Origin of the sequence: Mycobacterium sp. ENV421 (genome assembly GCF_002887815.1) — a bacterium.
Classification (GTDB): domain Bacteria; phylum Actinomycetota; class Actinomycetes; order Mycobacteriales; family Mycobacteriaceae; genus Mycobacterium.
The window spans coordinates 253971-280724 of the sequence record NZ_PDHO01000004.1 but is presented as its reverse complement, the minus strand read 5'-3'; the positions used below and the strand labels follow the sequence as shown (position 1 = coordinate 280724).

Sequence of the window (26754 nt, the reverse complement as noted above, 5' to 3'; positions counted from 1 at the left end):
GGAGGATGTGATCATGCGCGAATATCTGAAGTTCTACATCGATGGCCAGTGGGTGGATCCGGTCGAGCTGCGGACGCTCGACGTCGACAACCCGACACTCGAGCAGGTCGGCGGCACGATCGCCATCGGCAGCGACGCCGACGTGGACAAGGCGGTCAAAGCGGCCCGCACGGCATTCGGCACGTGGTCGGTCAGCTCCAAGGAAGACCGCCTCGACGTCTTGCAGACGATCCTCGACGAGTACCAGAAACGTCTGAAGGATCTCGCGGACGCGGTGCACGAGGAGATGGGCGCACCTCCGACGCTGGCGGCGGGGCCGCAGGTGATGATGGGTCTCGGTCACCTGTCGACCGCCATCGACGTGCTGAAGAACTACAGCTTCGAAACCGAGCGCGGCCAGACGATGGTGGTCAAGGAGCCGGTCGGGGTGTGTGGCCTCATCACGCCGTGGAACTGGCCGATCAACCAGATCGCCTGCAAGGTGTTCCCGGCCCTGGCTGCCGGGTGCACCATGGTGCTCAAGCCGTCCGAGGTGGCGCCGTTCTCCGGGCAGATCTTCACCGAGATCATCGACGCCGCAGGGCTTCCCGCGGGCGTCTACAACATGGTCTTCGGTGACGGGCCGGGCGTCGGCGCCGCGCTGTCCAGCCATCCCGGCATCGACATGGTGTCGTTCACCGGCTCGACCCGGGCCGGTATCGAGGTGGCGCGCAACGCCGCCCCCAGCGTCAAGCGAGTCAGCCAGGAACTCGGCGGGAAGAGCCCCAACATCGTGCTCGACGACGAGGCGTTCGGCCAGAGCGTCGCGGCCGGCGTCGCGGTGATGATGATGAACTCCGGGCAGAGCTGCAATGCGCCATCGCGCATGCTGGTCCCGAAGTCGCGGATGGACGAAGCCGTAGCCGTGGCGAAAGCCACCGCCGAGGGAGTCAAGGTCGGCGACCTGTCCGACAGCTCGGCCATCGGGCCGGTGGCCTCCCGCGCGCAGTTCGAGAAAGTACAAGGCCTCATCGAGAAGGGCATCGCCGAGGGCGCGACGGTGGTGGCCGGCGGCCCGGGCCGTCCCGAGGGCCTCGACACCGGCTACTACGTGCGCCCGACGGTGTTCGCCGACGTGAACAACGACATGACGATCGCCCGCGAGGAGATCTTCGGACCGGTGCTGTGCATCCTGGGTTACGACAACCTGGACCAGGCCGTCGAGATCGGCAACGACACCGACTACGGCCTCTACGGGTACGTCTCCGGTGCCGACCTGGACCAGGCGCGTGCGCTGGCCCGGCGCATCCGGGCCGGCGCGGTCGCGATCAACCACGCGTTCGACATCAAGGCCCCCTTCGGCGGGTACAAAACCAGCGGCAACGGCCGGGAGTGGGGCGAAGAGGGTTTCGCCGATTTCCTGGAGACCAAGGCGATCCTCGGGTACGCGCCCGTCGGCAGCGGGGATTAGCCAGGGCACGCATTAGCATCGGCATCCATGCGGGTGCTGGTGCAGCGGGTGACGTCGGCCTCGGTGTCGGTGAGTGGTGAGGTGGTCGGGGAAATCCGGCCGTCCGGTCAGGGCCTGCTGGCCCTGGTCGGCGTCACCCATTCCGACACCGACGCCATCGCCCGCCGGCTCGCCGAAAAGCTATGGCAGTTACGGATTCTCGACGATGAACGGTCCGCGGCCGACATCGGCGCGCCGATCCTGGTGATCAGCCAGTTCACCCTGTACGCCAACACCGCGAAGGGTCGCAGGCCGACCTGGAACGCGGCGGCGCCGGGCGCCGTCGCCGAGCCGCTCGTCACAGCCTTCGCCGATGCGCTGCGGGAGGTGGGCGCCCACGTCGAAACCGGCGTGTTCGGCGCCGACATGGCGGTGGCGCTGGTCAATGACGGCCCGGTCACTGTGCTGCTGGAGCTGTGACCGAAACCTGTTGACGCAGAGCCTCATAGGCGCGGGAACCCGGGATGCGCGGGCGGTTTCGGCCATGGCTCCAACCCAGCCAAGTTACCTGGCCGTCGGCTGCCTGCGGGCCTGGTCGGCAATTGCGCCGCAATCCGATCCGAGCCGACCGGCAGAAGTGGTTGACTGGCAGCTGACCAATGGCAGGGACGGAGGTCGACCAATCGAAGGCGACTCGGAGCATACGGATGCCGGCGTCCCCGATGACGTCCGGCAGATGGTGATGACAGCCGCCTACGACGAGCTCACCCGGTGGGGCTTGGAGCGCTTCGACATTCCGACGATGTGCTCGCGGCACAGCATCGACGAGTCGCTGGTCACCAGATATTGGGGGGACGGCAGCCGGCTCGCTCTGGAGGCCCTCCTGTACTGGAGCAACGACGTCCTCACCGCACCGGATACCGGATCCCTGCGCACCGACCTGCAAGCGTTGGCCACCACGGTGGCCCAGCAGGTGAACGACACGGTCGGGCGCAGTCTGCTTCGAGCACTGGTGGTGGACGACCGTGCCGCCTTCGCAGACGACACCCGGATGGCGTTCTGGATGCGGCGCTTCGCCAGTATCCGGTCGGTGTTCGATCGGGCTGCCGCGCGTGGCGAGTTGCGGGACGGCGTCGACACGATCGCCGCGATGCAGCTCGTCCTGGCGCCGATCAATGTCCGCGCTCTCTACACCCGGGAGCCGATCGCCGAGCATTACTGCGCCGCGATCGCCGACCTGGCGTGGCACGCCGTTGCGAAACATTAGGCTCGGCTGTCGCTGAGCACGATGTCCATGCTTACCGTCAAGAAACAATTGTCTGTGCGCAACTAATCTAAGCGTTCGATGAGGCCTCGATTAAGGTGTGGCCGTCACGGGCATTCATCGCCGCCGACCGGGTACGCGCACTTCCATGCATCGCAATGGGATGGGACCTCGTTCCATACCGGGCGGGTTGAGCCGATACCTGGTGGCGTCGGTTGTACCGGTGAAGTCCCGAGGTCTCAGGAGGCTGGCGTGGCGCCCGCGTGGCTGACGGTGCTGTCCTGGTGCGCGCTGGCGCTGGCCGGAATCAGTTCTCTGATCATTGTTTTCGACATCTACGCACGCGGCCACCGGCAGCGGATGCGCGTGATGGAGGCGGTATGGCCGGTAACCGGCCTGTACTTCGGTCCGATCGCGGTATGGATGTATTGGCGCTTCGGAAGGCCACAGAGTGGCAGGTGGCTGGCCGAGCACGGGCGCGACAACCCGCCCGGAAAGCCGGGCTGGGCCACCACCGCGATCGGCGTCAGTCACTGCGGGGCAGGATGCACTCTCGGGGACATCATCGCCGAATTCGCGGTATTCGCCCTGGCCCTGCAGCTGGCCGGACGAGCGCTGCTGCCGGAGTACATCGGTGACTACACTGCGGCGTTGGCGCTGGGAATTCTGTTCCAGTACTTCGCCATCGCCCCGATGCGCGGCCTGGGACTGCGCAAAGGGCTAACCCAGGCAGCGAAGGCCGATGTGCTGTCACTGACCGCCTTCGAGGTGGGGCTGTTCGGTTGGATGGCGCTGATGTCGTTCGTCTTCTTCGGCTCCCATCCGCTGCATCCGAACAATCCCGTGTACTGGTTTCTGATGCAGATCGGCATGATCATCGGCTTCGCGACGGCGTGGCCGGCCAACGTGTGGTTGATCAGACGAGGGGTCAAGGAGGCGATGTGAACGGCTGGGCGCACGCACTGATAGGCGACTGGCACCAAGCGCCGTGGGCGGCTGCCAAGGCGTTGGCACTCTTCGTCACGGCCGCCGCGGCGTTTCGCTTCACCCAACGTCGTGCGATCGCGGAGTTCACCCCGTTCGATTGGGTGACCGCAGTCGCAGTCGGCGCAGTCGTGGGCCGGACGGCGACCGCGCCCGACACCGCATGGCTGACCGGAGCCGCGGCGCTGGCGACGTTGATCGCGGCGCATGCAGCGGTCGTCCGGATGCGGTTCGTTCCGGCCTTGCGGCGCATTGTGGATCCGCCGCTTCGCGTGCTCATCCGCGATGGCGAGGTCGACGAACGAAACCTGCGGCGCAGCGGGCTGACTCGCGCCGACCTCGACGCGGTGCTGCGACAACACGGCCATCGCAGCCCGCGGCACGTTCATCTGGCATTGTTCGAAGAGAAAGGTGTGGTGTCGGTGCTGGCCGCGAAAGACGAGTGAGCGCCGCGGCCGGAACATCAATGAGGAGGGGGGCCGGGCGTGCAACAGTCAATCGACGGGCCGTCGTCGGCAGATGTCGATGCGGTATTGCGGGCCTCCCGCGCACTGGTGGGTATCGCCGCCGCCTCGATAGCCGAGATCTCCGAAGTCGTCACGGTGCCACAGCTGCGGGTGCTGGTGATGATCGACACCCAGGGCCCGCTGAACCTTGCTTCAGTCGCCGCGGCGTTGGACATCAGCCCGTCGAACGCCAGCCGGATCTGCGATCGGCTGATCAAGGCAGGCTTCCTGCACCGGCAGGACTCCGCGGCGGACCGGCGCAACATATCGCTGTCGCTCACGACCGAGGGACGGCAACTGGTCCGCAAAATGAACCGGCACCGCCGGCGCGCGATCACCCGGGCGCTGCGTGCGATGAGCGTCAAGGAGCGGCAGTCCGTGGTCAACGCACTGGACACCTTCGCGGTCGCGGCCGGTGAACCGGCCGACGATGCCGGGCTCCACTTGGTGTGGCCGCCGGCCTGACCCGAACCGATTTGTTACCGGTCCGCGCTCTCGGGTCCACATCAGACGTGAGAACGTAGACCTCTATGCAATCGCACAGCTTCGTCACCTATGAGGAATTCGGGCGCCGGTTCTTCGAAATCGCGGTGACCGAGGAACGGGTGGCTGCCGCGTTCGCCGAGATCGCCGGCGGCGAATTCGAGATGGGCCCGATGGCCCAAGGGCCCGGTGGTCTGGCCAAGGTCACCGCCAAAGTGAAAATCCAACAGCCGACCGCCCGGCGCAGCGTCGGCGACACCATCACCTTCAACGTGCGCATCCCGCTGGTGATCGAGCTGATCGTGGACCTCAGAGTCGACAAGCAGCGGTTCAAGGTCGACGGCGATATCGCGCTGCGGGCGACCGCCCGCGCGGCCGAACCGCTCACCCTGGTCATCGACGTCGCGAAGCCGAGGCCCTCTGACATCGCCGTGCACGTGACCTCGAAATCGGTGCGCGGCGAGATCCTGCGGATCGTGGCCGGCGTCGACACCGAGATCCGTCGGTTCGTCGCGGCATACGTCGCCGACGAGATCGACAGCCCGGCGTCGCAACAGGCAAAGGTCATCGACGTCGAAGAGGCTGTTGCCTCAGCCTGGGACTGAATTGCTCGGTGGCTCTGGGGGCAACCCGCCGTCCGGTGGGCCCGCGACCGCCGGATTAACGGCGTCTGAACGAAATCTTGCGTAAAGCGGGTAACCCCATGCGATGAACGGGTTGAGTGGACGGGGATGACCGCCGTCGACGTCGAGCCCGAAGCGCCGCAGCGCGATCCGGATCCCCACACCAGCCGGCTCGCGCTGATCCGGCGCGCCGCCATCGGAGTCTGGCTCGCCGGCATCGTATGGTGGACTGCCGCAAACGGTTTGGCGCTCAATCGTGAACTCGTGCTGCTCTACGTGTGTTCCGGGCTGCTGGCCGCCAGCATCGGCAGGCGCCGGGTGTTGCTGATCGTGCGGGACTGGTTGCCCTTCGCCGTGGTGCTGATCGTGTACGACCTGAGCAGGGGAGCGGCCGGGCTGATCGGCACCCCCACCCAGTGGGTGTGGCAACCGGAGGTGGATCGCCGAATGTTCGGCGCGGTGCCCACCGTGTGGCTTCAGGAACACCTCAAGATGCCGTCCCCGCCCTGGTGGGAGGTGGTGATCAGCACGGTGTACATGTCGTTCTTCATCCTGCCGTACGTGGTGGCGGGCGTGCTGTGGCTGCGCGACCGGGCGGAGTGGAAGGCATTCGTCCGGCGTTTCGTGGTGCTGTCGTTCGCCGCGCTGGCCATCTATGCGGTGCTGCCCGCCGCGCCGCCCTGGGCGGCGGCCCGCTGCGAGCCGGCCGACGTCGCAGGCGGTCCATCCGCACCGCCGTGCATGTTCAGCCCGGTGCCGCATGCCGACGGCGGGCTGCTGGGGCCCGTGACCACCCAGCACCCGGGCGCCAACGACGTCGTGGAGCGGATCTCCAGCCGGGGCTTCGCGATGCTGCATCTGGACGTGGCCCGCGCGCTGCTCGACGAGGGCCAGGCCAGCGTCAACCTGGTCGCCGCCATCCCGTCGCTGCACGCGGGCCTGTCGGCGATGATCGCGGCATTCCTGTGGGGACGGGTCGCCCGGCGCTGGCGGCCGCTGCTGGCCGGCTACGTGATGATCATGGCCTTCACCTTGGTGTACGCGGCCGAGCACTATGTCATCGATCTGCTGCTCGGGTGGGCTCTGGCCGCAGTGACGGTGCTCGCGGTCCGGCGCTACGAGCGCCGCCGGCTAGCTGCGGCGGGACCGGCCGGTGAAATTGAGTGGCCGCCCGACAGCACTGAGCTGGGTGAGAACGTCCTCGACGCGCGCCCTGGGCACCTCGGCCCGCCACTGCGGGAGGCTACCGGTCAGCTGTAAGGAGCTGGGCCCCAACGACAGACTGGTCAGGGTCAGGCCACTGGCCAGTTCCGGGAGCCGCACCGGGTAGGACGGCAACCGCGTCGGTAACGCCCACCGGCGCCGAGTGGTGCGCAGCGCCCGCGGGTGCAACCACAACGTGGAGCCGTCCAACTCCACATCGACCTCCACACTGCCCAGCCGGGGGTGGCGAGTCCAGCGCAACCGCGCGATGCCGTCGTCGTCGACATGACCCGACAGTCGGGGCAGCGACTCGGAGAACACCGCGTTGAGCGCCTGGGTGGAGAGGACCATGGTCACCTCCACCGGCGCGGCCACCAGTACCGGCGGAACACCCGGCTTCAAGTGCACATTGTGCAGAACCATCGTGGCGCCCTCGAAATGATGGTTGCCCCAACGGATGTCGGTCGCGGTGATCCGGACGTCATTCAACTGGCCGACGGCAAGACCACGGACATCGAGGCGGGAGTTGAATTCGGTGACGGTCAGCGTGACGTCCCCGCCGTCGAGGCGCACCGTCATCGTGCGCCCGACCACCAACCGCTTGATGGTCATGAACAGGGTGCGGTACGCCATCGCCGCCCCGGTGCTCACCGGGAAGGTCGCCGCCGACGACCAGACCGAAGACAGCAGACCCAGCGAACGTGCCATAGGGCTACCCATCCTGCTCGGTCGGCACGGCGCGGCGCAACAGTCCCAAGCGTGAGTTTGTATTCGCCGGGTGAGGGTATAACTGGCCCGATGACGTCCGTCGTGGTGGTGGGAAGCGGCTTCACCGGGTTCGAGTGCGCGCGGCGGCTGCAGCGTCGCTTACATCGGCACAGCGCAGATGTGCAGATCACCCTCATTTCGCCGATCGACTACATGCTCTATACGCCGTTGCTGCCCGACGTGGCCGGCGGCCTTGTCGACGCGCGCTTCGTGTCCATCCCGCTGGCCGGCACGCTGCCCGGGGTTCAGGTGATCCGCGGTCGCGTCGACACCGCGGACCTGACGGCGCACACGCTCGGCTACACCGACCCCGAGGGTCGAAGCCACGAACTGTCCTGGGATCGGCTGGTGCTCACCCCCGGCTCGGTGACCCGGCTCTTCGACATTCCCGGCCTGGCCACCTACGCCCGCGGTCTCAAATCGATCGCCGAGGCGCTGTACCTGCGCGACCACTTCCTCGAGCAGCTGGAACTGGCCGGTATCGACTCCGACCCCGCGGTGGCCGCAGCACGACGCACGGTCGTGGTGGTGGGCGCGTCGTATTCGGGCACCGAACTGGTGGTCCAGCTGCGGGCGCTGGCCGACGCCGCGGCACGCCAGATGGGATTCGACCCGCAATCGGTGCGCTTCCTGCTGCTCGACCTCGCCGAACAGGTGATGCCCGAAGTGGGTGAGAAGCTCGGGAAAGCCGCACGGGAGGTTCTGCGCGACCGCGGCATCGACGTTCGGCTGGGCCTCACCTTGAAGGAAGTGCACGCCGATCACGTTGTGCTCAGCGATGATTCGCGGATCGACACCCGGACGGTGGCCTGGGTGACGGGGGTGACCGCCGCACCGCTGATCGAGACGCTCGGCCTGCCGACCGAGAAGGGCCGGCTGAAGGTCGGCGCGGACCTGCGGGTGCCCGGCCACCCCGACGTCTTCGCCGCCGGCGACGCCGCCGCCGTCCCCGACCTGACCCAGCCCGGCGCCATCACCCCGCCCACCGCCCAGCATGCGGTACGGCAGGGAAAGGCGTTGGCGCGCAACGTCGCCGCCAGCCTGGGGTTCGGTACCTCCAAGGACTACCGGCACCGCAACATGGGTCTGGTCGTCGATCTCGGCCCGCGCAAGGCTGTGGCCAACCCGCTCAACATCCAGGTCTCCGGCCTGCCCGCCAAAGCCGTCACCCGTGCCTATCACCTGTATGCGATCCCGCGTGGCGTCAACCGGTGGGCGGTCGCGCTGGCCTACCTCACCGACCTGATCTTCCCGAGGACGCTGGTGTCGATGGGGCTTGCCAGCCAGGAAGATGCCCAGTTCTCGACCAGCGAGGGCATTCCGATGCTCAAGGCCGACTGACTACAGATCCAGCGTCAGGTGGCCGCCGTCGGGCGCGCGTGACACGCACGTCAGCATCATTCCCTCGGCCCGCTCGGGTTCGGTGAGAAGCGTATCCCGGTGCTGGACAACGCCGTTGATGACGCGGGTGCGGCAGGTGCCGCAGAAGCCCTGCTGGCAGGAGTACGGTGCCGCGACGTGCTCGCGCTGCAGCGCCGACAGCAGGGTCTGCTCTGGTTGCACCGCCACCGTGACACCTGTCGAGGCCACCGTCGCGGTGAACGTCGTGCCGTCGACCACCGGCGGCGCGGCAAACCGCTCGAAGTGCAATTCGACGTTGTCGCGGCCGGCCAGGGCTTCCCGAATGGCGGTGAGCATGGGCGCCGGCCCGCAGGTGTAGACGCCTGCACCGTCCGGGCAGGCGCCCAAAAGTTCTGCGGCGGTCGGAATTCCGTGTTCATCGTCGGTACGGATCTGCACCCGCTCACCGAATTCGCCCAACTCGTCGAGGAACGGGATGGACTCGAGGCTACGCCCGGTGTAGATCATCGACCAGTCGATACCCAGCCGCTGCGCCAGCCCCAGCATCGGCAGGATCGGGGTGATACCGATACCGCCGGCGATAAACCGCAGTTGCCGGGCGGGGGAGCCGTAGCCGGGAACGGTGAGCGGGAACGCATTTCGCGGGCCACCGGTGGTCACCGTCGCCCCGACCTCAAGATCGTCGTGCACCTCGATCGATCCACCACCACCATCGGGGATGCGCCGCACCGCGATCCGGTAGCTGGTGGGCGCGGCGGGGTCGCCGCACAGTGAGTACTGCCGAATGCGCCCACTGGGCAGCCGGATGTCCACATGCGCGCCGGGATGCCACGCCGGCAGGGGTCGTCGATCCGGCATCGCCAGCGTCAGTGCCACCACGTTCTGATCCCGCGCGACCACCCGACGGTCGACGACCTGCAGCGTGAACGTGCGCTCGCGTGCCTGCGGCATCGCCGGGCGCCGCACCGCGCCGCTGATCGCCCACAGGGCCCTGATCGATGCGTCGGTGAGGCGCAGCAGCGGATCGTGGCGAGTACGGCCCGACGCGCTCGGCGGCGCGGACCCCAGCCGGTCTCTCACAGGTGCGCGGCGCGGGCGGCCGGCGAGCTGGCCAGATAGGCGACCGCCTGCGCGGTGGACCCGACGTCCTCGGGTGAATAGTTCGGCCGGAAGTAAGTCAGCGTCGTCGTGCCGAACAGGGTGCGGTACTTGGGCAGCAGACCCAGCTTGGAGTCGCGGGCCCGCAGCCGCTGCATTCGCCACCAGCTCATGTCCAGCGTCGGGTCGGTGCGACACATGTACCAGCTGCCGCGGTTGAAGAAGCCGGCGATGAGCACCACGGCCATGGCCATCGAGCGGATCCGGTCGAGATAGCTGTCATGGAAGTAGACCGCGACGTCGTGCGCGACGTTGCGGTGCTCCACCTCTTCGCTGCCGTGCCAGCGGAAGACGTCGACCAGGGTGGGGTCGGCGCCGAAGTCGTCCCAGGCGCAGTTGAGCGCGAAGTCGCCCAGGACGGCGGTGTAGTGCTCGATCGCCGCGATCAGCCACAGGCGGTCACACAGATTGTTCAGCCGCTTCCGTGGGTCACTCGAGGTGCTGGGCGAGAGCACCTGACCGAACACGTAGTCGAGCTGGCGCAGGATCGGCTCGGCGTCCACGCCGCGCGCCACCATCAGCTCCTGCAGGACCTGGTCGTGGGTGTCGGCGTGGGTGGCCTCCTGGCCGATGAACCCGCGCATGTCCTCGGCCAGCCGCGGATCCTTCACCAGCGGCAGCGCTTCGTTGTAGGTGGCGACGAACCAGCGCTCCGCGACCGGGAGGACGACGTGGAGCAGGCCGACCACATGTGAGGCGACCGGGTGCCCCGGAATCCAGTGCAACGGCGCGTCGGACACGTCGAAAGCGACCTTACGGGCCTGGATCTGCACCGGGCCCGGATCGATCTCGCGGTCGAAGCGACGTGGGCGCAGCATGGGCAAACCTCCCGGCAGTGGCTGCCGAGGAGTCTAGCCCGTATCGGAGCCGGGTCAGCCGACCTGAGTCGGCGTGACGATCACGGTTCCCGGAGCGCCCGGAGTCGGGCGGGAACCACCGTCGGACGGGATCTGCTGAGCAGGGGCCGAACCCGGTGCGCTGGGCGCCGGCGCGTCGGGCTGGGCGGCCTTGGTGCAGTTCAGCATCAGCGACATCTTGCCGCTGGCCAGGTATTTCTGGCTCTGAACGATGCACTTGGCCTGCGGAACGTCGCTGCCCACCGAGCCGCCGAAGACCGTCGAGATGCCTTGGGCGTGCAGGATCGCGACCGCCTTGTAATACGGTTCGCCGAGGATGTTCATCGTTCCGCCGGCATTCGGGTCGGCGCTGCTGGACCCCATGCTGAGGGCGGCTGCTGCCGAACTTGCGGCAAGCGCGCCGGCGGCCACCAGGATGAGCCTTTTCACTCCAACCTCCGTCTGTGTCTGCGGTCGAACATAGCCCAGGGAGCTTGGAGGTCGCTCTGCGAGCAGATCACACCAGCCTCTTGCGACCTCTATCGCCACAAGGGCATGGATTCGTTTCACCGGTATGCGACTAGAACGTCTCCCGGTGCCGTTCCTGCTCGACGACGGCGTCCAGGTCGGCCAGCCGCGCCATCGAGGACACCGCGCGCGCGGTGCGGTTGTTACCGGCCAGCAGGTCCTGGTGACGATGCACGAACGCCCAATAACCCGAGGTGAAGGGGCATGCATTCGGTCCGATGCGGACCTTCGGGTCGAAGCTGCACGAGCGGCAGTGGTCGCTCATCTTGTTCAGGTAGGCACCACCGGAGGTGTACGGCTTGGTGGCGAGCAGACCCCCGTCGGCGTGCTGGCTCATCCCGACCACATTCGTCGGCATCACCCAGGCGAAACCGTCGACGAACGCGGTGGCGAACCATTCGGTCAGGGCCCGCGGCTGGTAACCGCGCTGCAGCGCGTGGCTGCCCAACACCATCAGCCGCTGGATGTGGTGCGCCCACCCGCGATCCCGCACCCCGCCGAGCGCCTGCCGCAGACATTCGGCGGTGACCGAGTCGGCATCGAGTTCGGTCCACCAGGCCGGCAGCGGAGTCTCGGCGGACAGGGCGTTGTTGTCCAGATAGTCCGGGCCGAAGTGCCAGTACAGGTGCCACATGTACTCCCGCCACCCCAGAATCTGGCGGATGAACCCCTCGGCGGCGGCCAGTGGGGCGTTGCCGTCCCGGTAGGCCTGTTCGGCGGCGTGCACGGCGTCCAGCGGGTGCAGCACGCCGAGGTTCAGCGGCACCGACAGCAGCGAATGTGACATCGCCCAGTCACCGCCCATCATGGCGTCCTCGTAGCGGCCGAACAGCGGCAGCCGACGTTCGATGAATCTCGTCAGCGCCCGGCGTGCCTCGGCCGGGGTGACCGCGAACAGCCGTGGCCCGTCGACGCCGACGGTGGGCAGATCCATCGCATCGAGGTCGCGGCGCACCCGGTCGTCGATGTCGTCTTCGGGCGGGCGGTAAGGCGCGTCGACACCGATCGATGCACCGTTCTTGGGTGGGGACTCGCGGTTCTCGGCGTCGAAGTTCCACCGCCCGCCGACCGGCTCGGAACCGTCCATCAGCACGCTGAACCGCCGGCGCTGCTCGCGGTAGAAGTCCTCCATCCGGAACCGGCGCCGATCCCCGGCCCACTGTCGAAAGTCGGCTCGCGACAACGCAAATCCCGGGGTGGGCAACACCTCGGCGATCATGCCGTCGCGCTGAAGGCGCCGCACGAAGCGATCGGCGGCGAACGATGTCGGTTCGTGCACCAGCACCGGTGTGCCGTAATCGCGCAGCGCCTCGGTGTAGGTTTCCGCGCGGACCACGGTTGCGCGCTCACCCAGGTCGGCCGCGGCGTGCCGCACGCCGGACAGCACCAGGTGCAGCTTCTGCCGGTGAAAGCGGCGCCGGCGCAGCGCGGAGGTCGCCTCGACCAGGAACACCGGACGGTGCGCGTGCTCGCCGCCGTGGAACTGCGGCCCGAGCTGATCGGCGAACAGCCACAGGGGGGTGTCGTCAGCGCTCATCGGTTCGGTCCTAGCCGCCGTTGCCGCGCAAAATCTCCTCGGCACATCGCAGTCTGGTATGCCCGGTTTCCTGCATGCAGACACGAACCGGGGACTCGGTCTCGGTCGGCGGGGCCGCCACCGGGGAAGTCGGCGCCGACGTGAGGACCGGATTCGGGATCTCGTCGGAATGCACCGACCACAGGTAGCGGTTGGTGTACTGCAACTTCGTGCAATAGGCGGTCGCACCGTCGGCGGTGGTTCCGGTGGCGCCCGGCTCGGTGCAATCCGAGCCGATCACCGCGGTGGGGGTCGGCTCGACGGTGACGGTGTCGGTCGTCTGTGGTGTCGTCGTCGCCGTCTGTGGTGTCGTCGTCGCGGCCGGCGGTGGTGGTGGCGGGACGGCCGGGGTGGTTGCCGTCGTCGTGGCGGTCCGGAGGTCCTTGGCGGCAACGTCCTCCCCGCGGTCGCGCCCGGCGATGAAGGCGATCGCGACACCGGCGACCAGCAGCACCGCGAGGACGGGAAGCAGAATTTTCAGCCACCGACTGTGAGACTGCGGGGCCGGCTCCCCGATGGGCGCCGCATCGGTGATCGGAGTCAGCCGGGTGCCATCGGCATCGATCAGGCCGTCACCGGACACCGGGGTGGTGATGTGGTGGGCCAGCGCCCGCACGAAGTCCACGCAGCGGTCGAACCGCTCGGCAGGGTCCTTGGACAGCGCCTTGCGCAGCGCAGCGTCCAGGTTCGCCAGCTCCGGCCGGTGCTCGGCCAGGCTCGGCGGCAACGCCGACAGATGCTGGCTGATCACCACCGCGGGATTGGAATGCGGAAACGGCGGGGTGCCGGTGAGTAGGTGGTAGGCAGTGGCCGCCAGCGCATACTGGTCGGCCCGTCCGTCGAGGTCGCGGCCCATCAGTTGTTCGGGCGCGGCATAGGACACCGTGCCGACCGTCATGTTGGTCTGGGTCAACCCGCTGGCATCGTCGTCCCACCGAGCAATTCCGAAGTCCGCCAACAGAATTCGTTCCTCACCGGATTCCTGTTTGGAAACCAGGATGTTGGCGGGCTTGACGTCGCGGTGCAGCAGGTGGCGTTGGTGCGCGTAGTCCAGCGCCTCGGCGACCGCGGTGACGATCTTGAGCACCTCAGCCTGGGGCAGGCCGGTGGGGAAGTTCCTCAACAAATCGCCGGCGTCGTTGCCGTCGACGAAATCCATGGCGATCCACAGCTGGCCGTCGGTCTCGCCGCGGTCATGGACGCCGACGATATGGGGGTGCCAGAGCGTGGCAGCGATATCCGCTTCCCGTTCGAATCGCGCCCGGTATTCGGCGTCGCCACTCACCGAGGCCGGTAACACCTTCAGGGCGTCGCGGCGGGGGAGCCGGGGATGCTGGGCCAGGTAGACCTCACCCATCCCGCCCGCACCCAGCAATCGCAGGATCGTATAGCCCGCGAATGTCTCGCCTTCGGCCAGCGGCATGGCCTGATACTACAAATGTCCTGCCCGGACGGGTTCGGACGCGCTGAGCGCGGCAAGCTGGTCCTCGGTGACACCGAGGACGCGAAGGCACGCGTCGGCAACGTGGCCGGCCAGCGTGCCGGGGTCCGGATGCGGGGGCGGTGTCCACATGTTCACCAAGGACTCGACCAACCGGAACGGAAGGTCCGCCGCGTCGTCGGAGATGCCGGTCGCGACCAGAACCGCGCGGCTGAGGTCCAGGTAGGCCTGTCGCAGGCGCTCACGTTCGGTCCAGAACGTGGCCAGCCGCGCCTCCCGGAGCTCGGGCAGCAGGTAGAGGGCACCCAGGTTCCACTGCGCTGTCAGCAGCTGGGCACCGTCGAAGGCGGCCAGGGCGTGCAGGGTGCTCGCGGCCGAGCGGGGGTCGCCGCCCTGCTCCAGTCCGGACAAGAACGTCAGGGTCGGTGTCACAGTCTGGTGCAGCAGCGCCGACAGCAGCTCGTCCTTGGTCTTGAAGTAGTGGTACAGCGAGGCCTGCCGGATGCCGACCGCCTCGGCGATGGCCCGGGTCGAGGTGCTGGCGTAGCCGCGGCTGGTGAACAGCTCCGCCGCGGCGTCGAGGATCTCGTCCCGGGCGGTCGTGCCGGGTCTGCGCCGTTCGGTCAAGCGCGGACGGCCCGCCCGCGTTGTGTCCATGGTCCGATGTTGACCTACATCACCTGCGAAAAGACAGACCCAGGGATTTTCTGTCACATGACAGAAACGCGGGATACCTATCGGTTACGCGCCGTCTTGGTTTGGTTACGCCAGCGACACCCACCGCGACCAGAGGCCCGTAAAACTGTCAATCGACAGGCTGATGGCTCACCGGTGAGCGCATCCTCGTGGACCCTCTGACCTTCCGGGAGACTCTGCATGGCGAGCGCCGCAAGTGTCGCGCTGCGACCCGATGCACCGGCGACGACGCCGGGCGACGTGGTCGCCGCGGTGGATGATCTCTGTGTCACGTTCCGCCGCAACGGCAAGGACGTGCACGCGCTGCGCGGGGTGTCGCTCCAGATCGCACCCGGCGAAATCGTGGGCCTGGTGGGTGAATCCGGCTCCGGGAAAAGCGTTCTGGGCTTCAGCATGCTCGGCCTGCTCGGCGCCGCCAAGACCAGCGGCAGTGTCCAGGTGTGCGACACCGACATGCTCACCGGCGCCGCCAAGCAGCTGCGCAAGGTCCGCCGACTCGACCTCGGCGCGGTGTTCCAGGACCCGATGACGTCGCTGAACCCGACGATGCGGATCGGCAAACAAGTCGAAGAAGTAGCAGGCAGCAGCGCAGAAGCACTGAAACTGCTGACTGCCGTTGGTATTCCAGATCCCGAACGACGGATGCGAGCCTATCCGCACGAACTCTCCGGCGGGTTGCGCCAGCGGGTGATGATCGCGATCGCGGTGGCCGGTGATCCCGAGCTGATCATCGCCGACGAACCGACCACCGCACTCGACGTCACGGTGCAGGCACAGGTGCTGGCGCTGCTGCAGCGCCTGCGCGCCGAGATCGGCTGCAGCATTGTGCTGATCACCCACGACCTCGGCGTCGCCGCGCAGATCGCCGACCGCATCGCCGTGCTGTATGCCGGGCGGATCGCCGAAATAGGCCCGACCGCCGACGTTCTCGCCACCCCCGCGCATCCCTACACCCACGGGCTGTTGCAATCGCGGCTGACCCTGGACACGGCGCGGGACCGGCCGCTGGCGGCGATGGCCGGCCAGGTGCCCAGTCCGACCGCACCGCTGCCCGGTTGCGCGTTCGTGCCGCGGTGTGCGCTGGCCCGCACCGAATGCTCCGCCACACCACCGGATCCGGTGGCGTGCGCCGAGAACCGGGTGAGCGCATGCATCATCGAGCCGGCCCAGATGCGCACCGAGCTGGCCGGGATCGTCGCCGCCGAGGCCGAAGCCTTCGCCGAGCGGGTCGAGATTGCGGCTGATCAACCGCCCGCCGTCGATGCCCGCACCGTCACCAAGACGTTCACCGTGCGCCGCCGCCGGCTGGATCGCTCCGGGGCATCCGGAGGCAAACTGCAGGCGCTGCGCGGAGTGTCGCTGACCGTCGCGCACGGCGAATCAGTGGCCCTGGTGGGCGAGAGCGGCTCCGGGAAGTCGACGTTGCTGCGCATCATCGCCGGGCTGGAGAAGCCGACCACCGGCGAGGTCGAACTGGCCGGCGACACCCGCCCGCAGATGGTCTTCCAAGACGCCGGTGCCTCGCTGACACCGTGGTTGTCCGTCGGCGAACTGATCGGTGAACGGCTGCGCGGCACCTCGATGTCGCGCAGCGAGCGCAAGGACGCTGTCGCGGAAGTGCTGGAGCGGGTGGGCCTTCCGCAGGATGTGGTCAAGTCGAGGGCCGCGCAGTTGTCCGGCGGTCAGCGGCAACGGGTTTCGCTGGCTCGGGCCACCGTGATCCCGCCGCAGGTGCTGCTGTGTGACGAGCCCACGAGCGCGCTGGACGTGTCGCTGGCGGCCTCGGTGCTCAATCTGATCGGCGGGCTGCGCCGCAGCCTGGACATGTCGGTGGTGTTCGTGACCCACGACCTGTCGGTGGCGCGGGTGGTGGCCGACCGGATCGCGGTCATGTACCTGGGTCGCATCGTCGAGATCGGCCCCGCCGAAGACGTGATCGGACGCCCGACGCATCCGTACACCCAGGCGCTGGTCGACGCGATCCCCGACCTGGGCCGCGACTGCCGGGTGCTGGCCGGCGAACCCGCCAGCCCGCTGTCACCGCCGACCGGCTGTGCCTTCCACCCGCGATGCCCGATCGCGATCGACACCTGCAGCGACATCGAACTCGACGTCCGCCTGGAAGGCACCCCCGGCAGCCCGCACCAGGTCGCCTGTATCGAACGGAAGGCGCGCTGATGGCCATCGCAGTCCCCGCCCCGGCACTGCTGCGCAGCCGCGAGAAGCGGATGGCGGCGTTACCGAAAGACCGTGCGGTGATCGTCAATTGGCTCGGAGTGTCCTTGCTGCTGCTGGTGACCGTGATCGCCGTCGCCGTCCCGCTGCTGGCCCCGCACGACCCGCTGGTGCCCGTCGGCATGCCGCTGCAGGCGCCCGGCAAGAACGGATTCCTGCTCGGCACCGACAGCGTCGGGCGGGACATCTTGAGCCGCGTGCTGTTCGGCATCCGGTCGAGCTGGTTCGCAGCCCTGGTGGTGGTCGGCGTCGGGCTGCTCATCGGAGGCCTCATCGGGCTCATCGCCGGCGCGACCGGCGGCTGGCTGGACGCGACCTTGATGCGGATCACCGACGGGTTCCTGTCGCTGCCGGCGCCGGTGCTGGCCATCGCCGTCGTCGCCGCACTGGGACCCGGCTTCGTGCACACCCTGATCGCGGTGTCGATCGTGTGGTGGCCGTTCTACGCCAGGCTGGTTCGCGGCGAGGTCGCGCGGTTGGCGGCCCGCCCCCACGTCGAGGCCGCCCGGCTGGCCGGCGTCGGGCCCGTCCGGGTCGCCATGCGCCACCTGCTGCCCGGCGCGGTGCCCAATGCGCTGGTGGCCGCCAGCCTCGACCTCGGCACGTTGATCCTCACGCTGGCGGCGTTGTCGTTCCTGGGTCTCGGGCAATCGGCTCCCGCCCCGGAACTGGGCGCCGACGCGGCCCGCAACCTGAGCTACTTCCTGCAGCAGTGGTGGGTCCCGGTGATGCCCGGCCTGGGCGTCCTTGTCCTGGCAGTGATCGGCAATGTCGCCGGTGACAGCCTGCGCAACCTGATGAAGACGAGCTAGGAGGCCCACAGGTGAAAGCGTTCATCGCCTCCCGACTGGCCGCGACGCTGGTGATCCTGGTCGCACTGACCGCCGTGATGTTTGTCCTGCAACATATTTCGCCCCTGGATCCGGTCAAAGCTCAGATGGGCGCACAGGCGTCCGCCTCAGCGGTGGCCGCGCGCCGAGAAGCGCTGGGCCTCAACGACCCGATCGTCACCCAGTTCTGGCACTACCTCACCGGGGCGGTCCAGGGCGACCTCGGCACGTCCTACCGGACCCGGCACGCCGTCGCGTCCGATCTCGGCAGCTTCTTCCCGGCCACCCTGGAACTCGCCCTCTACGGTATCGGTATCGCGCTGGCACTGGCCGTGCTGCTGGCCTTCAGCACCACGCTGAAGTGGCGGGGATCGGCTGTGCTGCGGGCGATCCTGTTCACCGGGTCCTCGGCGCCGATGTTCCTGCTCGGCATCCTGGGGCTGATCGTCTTCTACCAGAAGCTCGGCTGGGTTCCCGCCAACGGCCGCATCGGCATCAGCAACCCGCCGACCGGCCCCACCGGACTGCTGACCGTCGATGGACTGCTCAGCGGACGTTTCGACGTCGTCGCCGACGCCCTGCACCACCTGATCCTGCCGGCCCTGGTGCTGGCGTTGGGCCCGGCAGTCGCCATCGGCCGGGTGCTGCGATCCAGTCTGCTCACCGACATGGACAGCGACTACGTGCGAACCGCACGCGCAAAAGGATTGTCGGAGAGCCGAATAGTGGCCGGTCACGTACTGCGCAACTGCGTCGGTTCGGCGTTGTCGATGACCGGACTGCAGGTCGGCCTGATGTTCGCCGGCGTGCTGGTCGTCGAGCAGGTCTTCGGCTGGCCGGGCATCGGCCAGTACATCGCCCAGAGCATCCCGGTGGCCGACTTCCCGGCGATTGCCGGCGTCACGCTGATGCTCGGCGCCCTCTACGTCTTCATCAACACGGTCGTGGATCTTCTCCAGGCCGCCGCAGACCCCCGCATCGCAGTTACAGGAGGATAGGTGCCGAAACAGCCACTGATAGTGGGCAATCCGGTCTTGGTCGTCGTCGACATGCAAGAAAGTGGCGACATGCCCGTCGAGGAGGTGGGCATCCCGCACATGGCCGGCTACGCCGACCGAATCGCCCGGGCGCGGCAACTGATCGCCGCCGCGCGCGCCGCGACCATCCCGATCGTGTTCTTCCAGGAAGTGCACCGCGCCAACGGCATCGACTTCGGCCGTGAACTCGACGGTGTCGAAGGACCGCACTGCATCGACGGCAGGCCCGGCACCCCACTGCATCCCGAGCTGTTACCCGACTTCACCGGCCCCAATCACGAATTCCACATCGTCAAGCGGCGCTACTCCGGTTTCATCGGAACCGAATTCGAGATCGTGCTGTCCGGTTTGAAGGCCGACACGCTGATCCTGATCGGCGGCCTGACCGACGTGTGCGTGCACTACACCTTCGCCGACGCCCATCAGCGTGACTTCCACGTGCGGGTGGTGTCCGACTGTGTCGGCGGTTCCTCGGTCTACCGGCACGATGCCGCACTGGATGCCATGGAATACCTGCAAACCGGCGCGACGCGGACCACTGAGGAGATCCTCGACGCCTTTGCTTCCCTCACCACCCCGGTACTCGAAGGAGCCGCCCGATGAAGAAAATCACCACGCTGCTTGCGATCGGCGCGACCGCAGCCCTGGCGTTGACCGCCTGCGGCGGTTCGAATTCCGGTGGCAGCAGCACCCCGAACGCGGCTCCGACCGACAAGGTGTTGAAGCTGTCATTCCTGCAGGATCCGGGCCAGCCGCCGGACCCCGACATCTACTACGCCGGCCAGGGTCTGCTGTTGACCACCAACACCTATGAGGGTCTGCTGGAGTACAAGGCCGGCACCGACAAGCCTGGACTCCAGCCGCTGCTGGCCACCGAGTGGACGGCATCGCCGGACAACAAGGTGTTCAACTTCAAGCTGCGCCAGGGGGTCAAGTTCCACGACGGCACGCCGTTCACCTCCGCGGCTGTCAAGGCGTCCTTCGACCGGCGCGCGGCGGTGAATCAGGGGCCCGCATACATGGTCTCCGACGTCGAATCGGTCACCACCCAGGGCGATTACGACGTCACCGTCACGCTGAAGGCGCCGAACTCGGCGTTCCTGGACTACCTCGCGTGTCCCTATGGTCCGCGGATGATGAGCCCGGACGGGCTGCAGAAGAACGCGGGCAGCGACCACGCGCAGGGTTATCTGACCACCCACGACCTGGGCACCGGTCCGTACACGCTGACCGACGCCGAGGTTGGTTCGAAGTACCAGTTGACCGCCTTCGGCGACTACTGGGGCGCCAAGCCGTACTTCGAGAAGGTCGAGCTGCCGGTGATCACCGACGTCTCGGCGCAACAGCTGCAGTTCAACAACGGTCAGCTCGCCGCGATCCTGCACGACCTGCCGTCCTCCGCGGTGCAGTCCTACCTGGACAACAAGTCGTTCGCGAACTATTCGCTGCCGACCATGATGTCGAACTTCGTCTACATCAATCCCAAGAAGGGGATGATGACCGACGCCAAGAACCGCAACGCCGTCATGCAGGCCATCGACGTAGACGAACTGGTCAAGCAGACCTACTTCGGCCGCGGCAAGAAGGCCGAACAGATCTACCCGCCCAACGTGATGGCCGCCGAGTTCGGTAAGCAGTCGGTGACGCACGACCCGTCCGTGCTGACTCAGCTCGCGGCGGGTCTGCCTGCCGACCAGAAGTCCGTCACCATCGGCTACGACTCGTCGAACCCCGATAACCAGTTGATCAGCAACCTGGTCCAGACCCAATTGGCCGCAGCCGGACTCAACGCCAAGGTCCAGGCCTACCCGACGTCGGAGATCTACGGATGGGTCGGCGGCGACGGGCAGTCGGCTCCGGAGATCATGACCTACCTCGGGTGGCCGGACGCGCCCTCGCCCTACACCTGGGGCCACATCTCGTGGGATGCCGACGGTGGACTGAACTTCTTCGGATGCTCGGCGCCGCCCATCACCGAGGCGTTGGCCAAGGGTCTGCCCACCGGATCGGACGCGGACTTCTCCACGGCTGGCGAGGAAGCGGTCAAGACGGGTTGCTGGCTGAATGTCGCTGATGTCAACGACTTCATGGTGGCCCAGCCGTGGCTGAAGGGCGTTGAGCAGGCACATGTGGTGACCGACCCGAACTCGCTGCGGTTGGCCGCGCTGTCGGTGGGCTGAGCCGAATGGTCCTGGGAGACGGGAAAGTTCGCCGGATTGTCCTGCTGACCCTCGGTTGGGAGGAGCTACCCAAGTCGGTGTCGGTCTACGGGGCGCCACCGGAGCTGCGGATGCGTGAGCCGGTTCCCGGGGTGCTTCTGCAAACCGACGGCGGCTGGGTGTTGCTCGACACCGGGTTCAACACCGCACTGATCCGCGATCCGGCGTTGTACCGGCGGTTCTTCCCGACCGTCGAGTACATCCCGGTACTCCCAGGACCCGGTGAGCCGATCGAGGAGTCGTTGCACGACATCGGCATCGACGTCGACGACATCCACCTCGTGGCGCTGTCGCACCTGCACCACGACCACGCGGGCGGCGTGAAGCTGTTCGCCGGCAAGGTCCCGGTGCACGCGCAGCGCCGCGAGCTGGAGTACGGGCTCTCGAACCATCCCGAGCCCGAACACAACGCGATCAACCGCATCGACTTCGACGATCCCCGCATCGACTGGGTACTCGCCGACGGTGAAGCCGAGATCGCGCCCGGTATCACCGCGGTGCCCACCTACGGGCACACACCGGGGCATCAGAGCTTCGTCGTCGAGCTCGATGAGGCGGTGGGCGGCGGCGGGTTCGTATTCGCGTTCGACGCCGCCGACCTCACCGAGAACATCGAGCACGAGTTGCCGATCGGCGGGTTCATCGACGTCGATCCGGCCGACACGGTCGAGCCGATCCGCAAGCTGAAGCGGCTGGCCACCGACAAGGGATACGAGCTGGTGCCCGGCCACGACCCCCATGTCTGGCCGGAGCTGACCCAGCGCTTCGCGGACCGGTTCGGCCCGGTGCCGCCGCCGTGACCACGGCCGCCGTCGAACACGTCATTCGCGCACCGCGCGCGGTGATCGACGGCGAGGTCCGGCCCGCCGCGATCGGGTTGGCGGACGGCATGATCCGGGTAATCGGCGAGGTCGACAGTCACCTCGGCGGCGCCGGCGAGACGGTGCTCGGCCCCGACGTGGTGTTGCTGCCCGGTCTGGTCGACACTCATGTGCACATCGACGACCCGGGCACCGACTGGGAGGGCTTCGACTCCGCGACGGCCGCGGCGTTGGCCGGTGGCATCACCACGGTCGTGGACATGCCGCTGGACTGTGACCCGGTGACGACCACGGTGCCGGCGCTGGAGGTCAAACGTTCCGCGGCGCGCGGCGCATGCCACGTCGACACCGGTTTCTGGGGCGGCATCGTGCCGGACAACCTCGAGTCGTTCGGTGAGCTGGCCGGTGCGGGAGTGCTCGGCTTCAAATGCTTTCTGTCCGAGTCGGGCAACGCCGACTTTCCGCCGCTGGACCCCGACCAGCTTCGCGCCGCGATGGCCGTTGTGGCCGAACTGGATTCGGTACTGCTGGTACATGCCGAGAGTGAGCGGGTGCTGACCGATTGCCCCGCCCCGGCGGGACGGTCCTACGGCGAATTTCTGCGGTCGCGGCCCGACGCGGCGGAGCGGGACGCGGTGCGCATCGTGCTCGACGCCGTCGCCGAGACCGGTGCCCGAGCTCACATCGTGCACGTCTCGAGCGCCGAGGTGCTGCCGATGCTCGCCGAGGCCAAAGCGGCAGGTCTTCCGGTGACTGCCGAAACATGCCCGCACTACCTGACTTTCGCCGCCGAGGCCATTCCCGAGGGGGCGACGGTGTTCGCGGCCTGCCCGCCCATCCGCGGCGGGGACAACCGCGACCTGCTGTGGGCTGCGCTGGCCGACGGAACGCTGGACATGGTGGTCTCCGACCACTCGCCGTGCGCCCCGCGCCACAAAGACCTCACCGGCGGAGACTTCGGCCGAGCCTTCGGCGGGATCAGTTCGTTGCAGATCGCACTGCCCGCGCTGTGGACTCAGGCCCGCCGGCTCGGATTCGACGTGCGCGAGGTGTGCCGGTGGATGGCGCAGGCGCCCGCCGGCCTGGCCGGGCTGACCGACCGGGGACTGATCGCCGAAGGTAAGCGCGCCGATTTCTGCGTGTTCGACCCCGACGCCTCATGGGTGGTGCGGGGTGCCGAGCTGCGGCATCGTCATCCGGTGACCCCGTACGAGGGCAGCGTGCTGACCGGTGCGATCCGCCAGATGTGGCGGGCCGGACGGGTGGCCGGCCACGATAGCCACGGCGACCTGCTGGTCGCCGGACTGCGGGAACCGGCATGAAAATTCTGGTGCTCAACCCCAACACCTCGGACACGATGACGGCGGAGATCGATGCCGCGGCCCGGGCGGCGGCCGCACCCGGGACCGAAATTGTCACCGGGCAATCAGCTTTCGGGTCCGTCGCGATCGACTCCGCCGCGGAGAGCTACCTCTCCGCCGTCGGGGTGATGGACGTCGTCGCCACCCAGCTCGCCGCCGGAACGTTCGACGCCGATGCCGTGGTGCTGGCCGGCTTCGGTGAACACGGCAAAGACGCGCTGCAGGAGATGCTCGACGTCCCCGTACTCGACATCGCCGAATCAGCCGCCCACGTCGCGCATCTGATCGGCAGGCGGTTCTCGGTGGTCACCACGCTGGCCCGCTCCATCGCTCCGATCGAGGACCGTCTGCTGTTGGCCGGGTTGGCTGCCCACTGTGCATCCATACGGGCGTGCGGCCTCGGGACCGCCGAGGTCGACGCCGACCCAGCCGGCGCGGTTGCCGCCATCGTCGCCGAAGCCGAACGCGCGGTGACGCTGGACGGCGCCGACGTGATCTGCCTCGGCTGCGCGGGAATGTCCGGTGTGACCGCCGCGATCACCGACACACTCGGAGTGCCCGCCGTCGACGGGGTGGCCGCGGCGGTGGGTCTGGCACAGATGCTGGTCGGTCTGAACCTGTCCACCAGCAAGGCCGGCGTATATGCCGCCGGACCGGACAACGCACGCACGCATTGGCCACTATCGCAGGGGTTACACACATGACCGGACTGGACTTGGCGTGCCGCACGGTCGGCGGCAGCGTCGTGGCGGCCAGCGACGAGTCGTTCGGCGTCAAAGAGCGGCTGATCGACGCGGCCGAACCCGACTTCGTCCCAGGCACATTCGACTTGCGCGGCGAAGTGGTCGACGGCTGGGAGACCCGCAGGCATGCGCCCGCGCCGGACTGGGCTATCATCCGGCTCGGAGTGCCTGGCCGGCTGCACACCATCGACGTCGACACCCGATTCTTCACCGGCAACCATCCGACCGGCTGCACGCTGTATGCAGCCACGCCGGCGGCCGGCACCGACCCATGCGATGCACGGGTGGACTGGCGGTTGCTGTCGCCGCTGACGGCTCTGAAAGCCGACGCGCACAACCCCATCGCCGTCGACGACCCGCGCCGCTACACCCACCTCAAGTTGGTGATCGCCTCCGACGGCGGGGTGGCCAGGCTGCGGGCCTACGGCGACCCCGTACCCGATCCGGCGCTGTGGTCCGGGGTGACCGTCGAAGTGTCCGGTGCCGAGAACGGAGGGTGCGTCGAGCACTGCAGCGACACGTTCTTCTCCGATGCGCGGGCGCTGATCGCCGCGGACCGCCCGCAGAACATGGGGTCGGGCTGGGAAGCCCGGCGCAGGCGTGACATCGGGCCCGACACCCACGACGCGGTGACGATCTCGTTTCTGACACCCAGCGATCTGACCCGCATCGAAATCGACACGTCCTACTTCGTGTTCAACGCCTCCCGCGAGGTGTCCGTGCTCGGTACCCGGGACCGGCCCGATGCGCGACGACCATGGTGGGCCCTGCCGTTCGACGAGGTGGTGCTGCCCCGCACGCACCTGGTCGCCGACGCGCGACAGGTCTTCGTGGTCGATGCGCCGGCGATCACCGCCATTCGAGTGCAGGCCTATCCCGACGGCGGCATCGCCCGGGTCCGGGCGCTGGGCCGGCCCACCGAATCCGGATTCGCGGAGTTGCGATCGAGATGGGACGCGTCCCTGTGACCCTCGCGACCCCGGTGATTGCCGACTGCACCGGGCTCTGGCGACGGACGCTGCTGGTGGAGGCCGACGGTTCCCGCGACACCGGAACGAATGTGCAATGGCTGCAAGGTATCTCCATGTTCGTCGATCTGCGTGGACCGGGTGAGGGTTTCGCGGGCCTGCTCAGCCAGCGCGACGACGTCTTCGAATGGGCCCGCCTGGTCGACCTGCAGCCACCCGGCCTGCCCGATGCGGGGCGGATGAGCTGGGCCGGTGGCACCCTCGTGGAGATCGGCATACACGCCGACTACACCGAGCACTGGCAGCGCGAAGCCGGCACGACACAACCCTGCTGGGGACTCGTGCTCTCGGCGCCGGGAACGACCGGGGTGCTGGTGCGGGTGGGGGACCGGTTCGGCTGGGCCGGCCCGCAGGAGGTCTCGCTCGGGACCGTCAGCGGAACCGATTGGCAGATCGAGGAATCCAGCGATTCACACCGAGTCGGGGCGCAGCTGCGTCCTCGGATCGAGACAGGACAGCTACGAGTCGACGACGACATCACCTGGGACATCAAAGAAAGCGAAGGAAGCGTGACACTGTGAGTGGGGCGACATCATTTCAATCGGTACCCATCATCGACATCAGCGGGTTGCGGTCCGCCGACGCTGCCGACCGTGAGCGCGTCGCGGCCGAACTCGGCGCAGCGGCACGCGACGTCGGATTCTTCTACATCTCCGGGACCCCGGTCAGCGACGAGCTTTTCGACCGGCTACTGGAGGCCACCAAGCAGTTCTTCGCTCTGCCGGTGACGGAGAAGATGAAGTCGTACATCGGGCTGTCGAACTGTCATCGCGGTTATGTGCCGGTGGGTGAGGAAGGGTTCTACGGCGACAAGCCGGATGTCAAAGAAGCATTCGACACCGCACTGGATCTGCCCGCCGACGACCCCGACCACCTGGCGGGAAACCCGATGCTCGGACCCAACGTGTGGCCCGATCTTCCCGGCTTCGCCGAAACGGTCACCGAGTACTACCAGGCGGTGCTGAGCGTCGGACAGGATCTGTTGGCCGCCTTCGCCATTGCGCTCGGGGAGGATCCGGACACCTTCACCCGGCACGCCACCAAGACGCCGAGCCAGTTGCGGCTGATCTACTATCCGCACAATCCGGATGCCGAGGACGCCCAGGGCATCGGGGCGCACACCGACTACGAGTGCTTCACGCTGCTCAAGCCAACGGCCCCCGGGCTCGAAGTCCTCAACGGCGCCGGGGAATGGATCGATGTGCCACCGATTCCCGGGACGTTCGTGGTGAACGTCGGCGACATGCTCGAACTGTGGACCAACGGCGCCTTCGTGGCCACGTCGCATCGGGTGCGCAAGGTCAAGCAGGAGCGGTACTCGTTCCCGCTGTTCTTCAACGTCGACTACCACACCGTGGTGCAACCGCTGCCGCAGTTCGTCACCGCCGACGACCAGTCGCGACCGGCGTTGGTGGCCGGCGAGCACCTGTTCGCCCAAACCGCGCAGACGTTCGCCTACCTGCGCTCCCGGCTCGACAGCGGCGATTTGGTGCTGCCGGACGGTTCGCTGGCGACCGGTACCTTCGGCCAGCAGGCACTGCAGTCCCGCACCTGAGTGCGCCGAGCGTGCGGCCTATCGTCGACGAACCGCGGCGCTCCACCGACAACGCCCACGCTCGACGG

General features: G+C 67.8%; 26 protein-coding genes and 1 pseudogene. 20 read left to right on the top strand and 7 right to left on the bottom strand.

Annotated elements, in window-relative coordinates; all coding sequences use genetic code 11:
* Nucleotides 1-13 precede the first annotated feature (13 nt).
* From CRM90_RS07695 to CRM90_RS07660, 8 genes are all read left to right on the top strand, one after another.
* Nucleotides 14-1450, top strand: a complete 1437-nt coding sequence (locus tag CRM90_RS07695; RefSeq protein WP_102806497.1) for an aldehyde dehydrogenase family protein — start codon at nt 14-16, stop codon at nt 1448-1450.
* A gap of 27 nt (nt 1451-1477) precedes the next feature.
* Nucleotides 1478-1909 (top strand): D-aminoacyl-tRNA deacylase, encoded by a 432-nt coding sequence (gene dtd / locus CRM90_RS07690; protein WP_102806388.1) that lies wholly within the window; start codon nt 1478-1480, stop codon nt 1907-1909.
* Nucleotides 1910-2165: 256 nt separating this feature from the next.
* Nucleotides 2166-2696, top strand: a complete 531-nt coding sequence (locus CRM90_RS07685; RefSeq protein WP_233209209.1) for a TetR-like C-terminal domain-containing protein — start codon at nt 2166-2168, stop codon at nt 2694-2696.
* Between the two features lie 249 nt (nt 2697-2945).
* The gene (locus CRM90_RS07680; RefSeq protein WP_233209208.1) at nt 2946-3638 is read left to right on the top strand and encodes a DUF4396 domain-containing protein; all 693 of its coding nucleotides are present in this window, start codon (nt 2946-2948) and stop codon (nt 3636-3638) included.
* Complete coding sequence (locus tag CRM90_RS07675) at nt 3635-4123, top strand: YetF domain-containing protein (protein ID WP_102806386.1); 489 nt, start codon at nt 3635-3637, stop codon at nt 4121-4123. The genes CRM90_RS07680 and CRM90_RS07675 overlap by 4 nt, the downstream gene beginning before the upstream one ends.
* Nucleotides 4124-4162: 39 nt before the next feature.
* Complete coding sequence (locus CRM90_RS07670; protein ID WP_102806385.1) at nt 4163-4648, top strand: MarR family winged helix-turn-helix transcriptional regulator; 486 nt, start codon at nt 4163-4165, stop codon at nt 4646-4648.
* 65 nt (nt 4649-4713) lie between these two features.
* A complete protein-coding gene (locus CRM90_RS07665) occupies nt 4714-5271 on the top strand; it encodes a hypothetical protein (protein ID WP_102806384.1) in 558 nt (185 codons plus the stop codon).
* A 126-nt stretch (nt 5272-5397) separates the two neighbouring features.
* Nucleotides 5398-6549, top strand: coding sequence for a phosphatase PAP2 family protein (locus CRM90_RS07660; RefSeq protein ID WP_102806383.1), 1152 nt, complete (start codon nt 5398-5400; stop codon nt 6547-6549).
* A 42-nt stretch (nt 6550-6591) separates the two neighbouring features.
* Here CRM90_RS07660 and CRM90_RS07655 read toward each other — a convergent pair.
* Nucleotides 6592-7071: pseudogene (locus tag CRM90_RS07655) on the bottom strand (hypothetical protein); the annotation flags it as partial.
* 219 nt (nt 7072-7290) lie between these two features.
* Here CRM90_RS07655 and CRM90_RS07650 point away from each other — a divergent pair.
* Nucleotides 7291-8601: an NAD(P)/FAD-dependent oxidoreductase gene (locus CRM90_RS07650; protein WP_102806382.1), complete on the top strand. Its 1311-nt coding sequence runs from the start codon at nt 7291-7293 to the stop codon at nt 8599-8601.
* On the opposite strand, the gene CRM90_RS07645 is transcribed toward CRM90_RS07650, so the two are convergent.
* The 6 genes from CRM90_RS07645 to CRM90_RS07620 form a co-directional block, all read right to left on the bottom strand.
* Nucleotides 8602-9702: a PDR/VanB family oxidoreductase gene (locus CRM90_RS07645; protein WP_102806381.1), complete on the bottom strand. Its 1101-nt coding sequence runs from the start codon at nt 9700-9702 to the stop codon at nt 8602-8604.
* The gene (locus tag CRM90_RS07640; protein ID WP_102806380.1) at nt 9699-10598 is read right to left on the bottom strand and encodes a metal-dependent hydrolase; all 900 of its coding nucleotides are present in this window, start codon (nt 10596-10598) and stop codon (nt 9699-9701) included. Before CRM90_RS07640 ends, CRM90_RS07645 begins: the two co-directional genes overlap by 4 nt.
* Nucleotides 10599-10652: 54 nt before the next feature.
* On the bottom strand, nt 10653-11066 hold the full coding sequence (locus CRM90_RS07635) for a hypothetical protein (protein ID WP_083118996.1): 414 nt from the start codon (nt 11064-11066) through the stop codon (nt 10653-10655).
* A 130-nt stretch (nt 11067-11196) separates the two neighbouring features.
* Nucleotides 11197-12681 carry a cryptochrome/photolyase family protein gene (locus tag CRM90_RS07630; RefSeq protein ID WP_102806379.1) on the bottom strand — a complete coding sequence of 495 codons (1485 nt, stop codon included), beginning with the start codon at nt 12679-12681 and terminating at the stop codon, nt 11197-11199.
* 10 nt (nt 12682-12691) lie between these two features.
* The gene (locus CRM90_RS07625) at nt 12692-14143 is read right to left on the bottom strand and encodes a serine/threonine-protein kinase (protein ID WP_102806378.1); all 1452 of its coding nucleotides are present in this window, start codon (nt 14141-14143) and stop codon (nt 12692-12694) included.
* Between the two features lie 9 nt (nt 14144-14152).
* Complete coding sequence (locus CRM90_RS07620; RefSeq protein WP_102806377.1) at nt 14153-14818, bottom strand: TetR/AcrR family transcriptional regulator; 666 nt, start codon at nt 14816-14818, stop codon at nt 14153-14155.
* Nucleotides 14819-15037: 219 nt separating this feature from the next.
* Here CRM90_RS07620 and CRM90_RS07615 point away from each other — a divergent pair, with 219 nt between their 5' ends.
* The 11 genes from CRM90_RS07615 to CRM90_RS07565 are packed head-to-tail and all read left to right on the top strand — an operon-like array spanning nt 15038 to nt 26686.
* Nucleotides 15038-17035, top strand: coding sequence for a dipeptide ABC transporter ATP-binding protein (locus CRM90_RS07615; protein WP_102806376.1), 1998 nt, complete (start codon nt 15038-15040; stop codon nt 17033-17035).
* Entirely contained in the window at nt 17035-17904 is an 870-nt protein-coding gene (locus CRM90_RS07610; RefSeq protein ID WP_102806375.1) for an ABC transporter permease, read from the top strand. The genes CRM90_RS07615 and CRM90_RS07610 overlap by 1 nt, the downstream gene beginning before the upstream one ends.
* Nucleotides 17905-17915: 11 nt before the next feature.
* Nucleotides 17916-18920, top strand: a complete 1005-nt coding sequence (locus tag CRM90_RS07605; RefSeq protein ID WP_102806374.1) for an ABC transporter permease — start codon at nt 17916-17918, stop codon at nt 18918-18920.
* Entirely contained in the window at nt 18921-19562 is a 642-nt protein-coding gene (locus CRM90_RS07600; protein ID WP_102806373.1) for a cysteine hydrolase family protein, read from the top strand. It abuts the gene before it with no gap.
* Nucleotides 19559-21139, top strand: a complete 1581-nt coding sequence (locus tag CRM90_RS07595) for an ABC transporter substrate-binding protein (RefSeq protein ID WP_102806372.1) — start codon at nt 19559-19561, stop codon at nt 21137-21139. Before CRM90_RS07600 ends, CRM90_RS07595 begins: the two co-directional genes overlap by 4 nt.
* Before the next feature lie 5 nt (nt 21140-21144).
* Entirely contained in the window at nt 21145-21978 is an 834-nt protein-coding gene (locus CRM90_RS07590; protein ID WP_102806371.1) for an N-acyl homoserine lactonase family protein, read from the top strand.
* A complete protein-coding gene (gene allB, locus CRM90_RS07585) occupies nt 21975-23321 on the top strand; it encodes an allantoinase AllB (RefSeq protein WP_102806370.1) in 1347 nt (448 codons plus the stop codon). The genes CRM90_RS07590 and allB overlap by 4 nt, the downstream gene beginning before the upstream one ends.
* Complete coding sequence (locus CRM90_RS07580; RefSeq protein WP_102806369.1) at nt 23318-24064, top strand: aspartate/glutamate racemase family protein; 747 nt, start codon at nt 23318-23320, stop codon at nt 24062-24064. The genes allB and CRM90_RS07580 overlap by 4 nt, the downstream gene beginning before the upstream one ends.
* Nucleotides 24061-25071 (top strand): allantoicase, encoded by a 1011-nt coding sequence (locus CRM90_RS07575; RefSeq protein WP_102806368.1) that lies wholly within the window; start codon nt 24061-24063, stop codon nt 25069-25071. The genes CRM90_RS07580 and CRM90_RS07575 overlap by 4 nt, the downstream gene beginning before the upstream one ends.
* Nucleotides 25068-25652 carry a hypothetical protein gene (locus CRM90_RS07570; protein WP_233209207.1) on the top strand — a complete coding sequence of 195 codons (585 nt, stop codon included), beginning with the start codon at nt 25068-25070 and terminating at the stop codon, nt 25650-25652. Before CRM90_RS07575 ends, CRM90_RS07570 begins: the two co-directional genes overlap by 4 nt.
* Nucleotides 25649-26686 carry an isopenicillin N synthase family dioxygenase gene (locus CRM90_RS07565; RefSeq protein WP_102806366.1) on the top strand — a complete coding sequence of 346 codons (1038 nt, stop codon included), beginning with the start codon at nt 25649-25651 and terminating at the stop codon, nt 26684-26686. The genes CRM90_RS07570 and CRM90_RS07565 overlap by 4 nt, the downstream gene beginning before the upstream one ends.
* The last annotated feature ends 68 nt before the right edge of the window (nt 26687-26754 follow it).

Excerpts from the sequence above, each read along its gene's own strand:
- CRM90_RS07695 (WP_102806497.1), top strand. The coding sequence starts at position 14 with ATGCGCGAATATCTGAAGTTCTACATCGATGGCCAGTGGGTGGATCCG.
- dtd (WP_102806388.1), top strand. The coding sequence starts at position 1,478 with ATGCGGGTGCTGGTGCAGCGGGTGACGTCGGCCTCGGTGTCGGTGAGT.
- CRM90_RS07685 (WP_233209209.1), top strand. The coding sequence starts at position 2,166 with ATGGTGATGACAGCCGCCTACGACGAGCTCACCCGGTGGGGCTTGGAG.
- CRM90_RS07665 (WP_102806384.1), top strand. The coding sequence starts at position 4,714 with ATGCAATCGCACAGCTTCGTCACCTATGAGGAATTCGGGCGCCGGTTC.
- CRM90_RS07660 (WP_102806383.1), top strand. The coding sequence starts at position 5,398 with ATGACCGCCGTCGACGTCGAGCCCGAAGCGCCGCAGCGCGATCCGGAT.
- CRM90_RS07650 (WP_102806382.1), top strand. The coding sequence starts at position 7,291 with ATGACGTCCGTCGTGGTGGTGGGAAGCGGCTTCACCGGGTTCGAGTGC.
- CRM90_RS07640 (WP_102806380.1), bottom strand. The coding sequence starts at position 10,598 with ATGCTGCGCCCACGTCGCTTCGACCGCGAGATCGATCCGGGCCCGGTG.
- CRM90_RS07630 (WP_102806379.1), bottom strand. The coding sequence starts at position 12,681 with ATGAGCGCTGACGACACCCCCCTGTGGCTGTTCGCCGATCAGCTCGGG.
- CRM90_RS07625 (WP_102806378.1), bottom strand. The coding sequence starts at position 14,143 with ATGCCGCTGGCCGAAGGCGAGACATTCGCGGGCTATACGATCCTGCGA.
- CRM90_RS07620 (WP_102806377.1), bottom strand. The coding sequence starts at position 14,818 with ATGGACACAACGCGGGCGGGCCGTCCGCGCTTGACCGAACGGCGCAGA.
- CRM90_RS07615 (WP_102806376.1), top strand. The coding sequence starts at position 15,038 with ATGGCGAGCGCCGCAAGTGTCGCGCTGCGACCCGATGCACCGGCGACG.
- CRM90_RS07610 (WP_102806375.1), top strand. The coding sequence starts at position 17,035 with ATGGCCATCGCAGTCCCCGCCCCGGCACTGCTGCGCAGCCGCGAGAAG.
- CRM90_RS07595 (WP_102806372.1), top strand. The coding sequence starts at position 19,559 with ATGAAGAAAATCACCACGCTGCTTGCGATCGGCGCGACCGCAGCCCTG.
- CRM90_RS07590 (WP_102806371.1), top strand. The coding sequence starts at position 21,145 with ATGGTCCTGGGAGACGGGAAAGTTCGCCGGATTGTCCTGCTGACCCTC.
- CRM90_RS07580 (WP_102806369.1), top strand. The coding sequence starts at position 23,318 with ATGAAAATTCTGGTGCTCAACCCCAACACCTCGGACACGATGACGGCG.
- CRM90_RS07575 (WP_102806368.1), top strand. The coding sequence starts at position 24,061 with ATGACCGGACTGGACTTGGCGTGCCGCACGGTCGGCGGCAGCGTCGTG.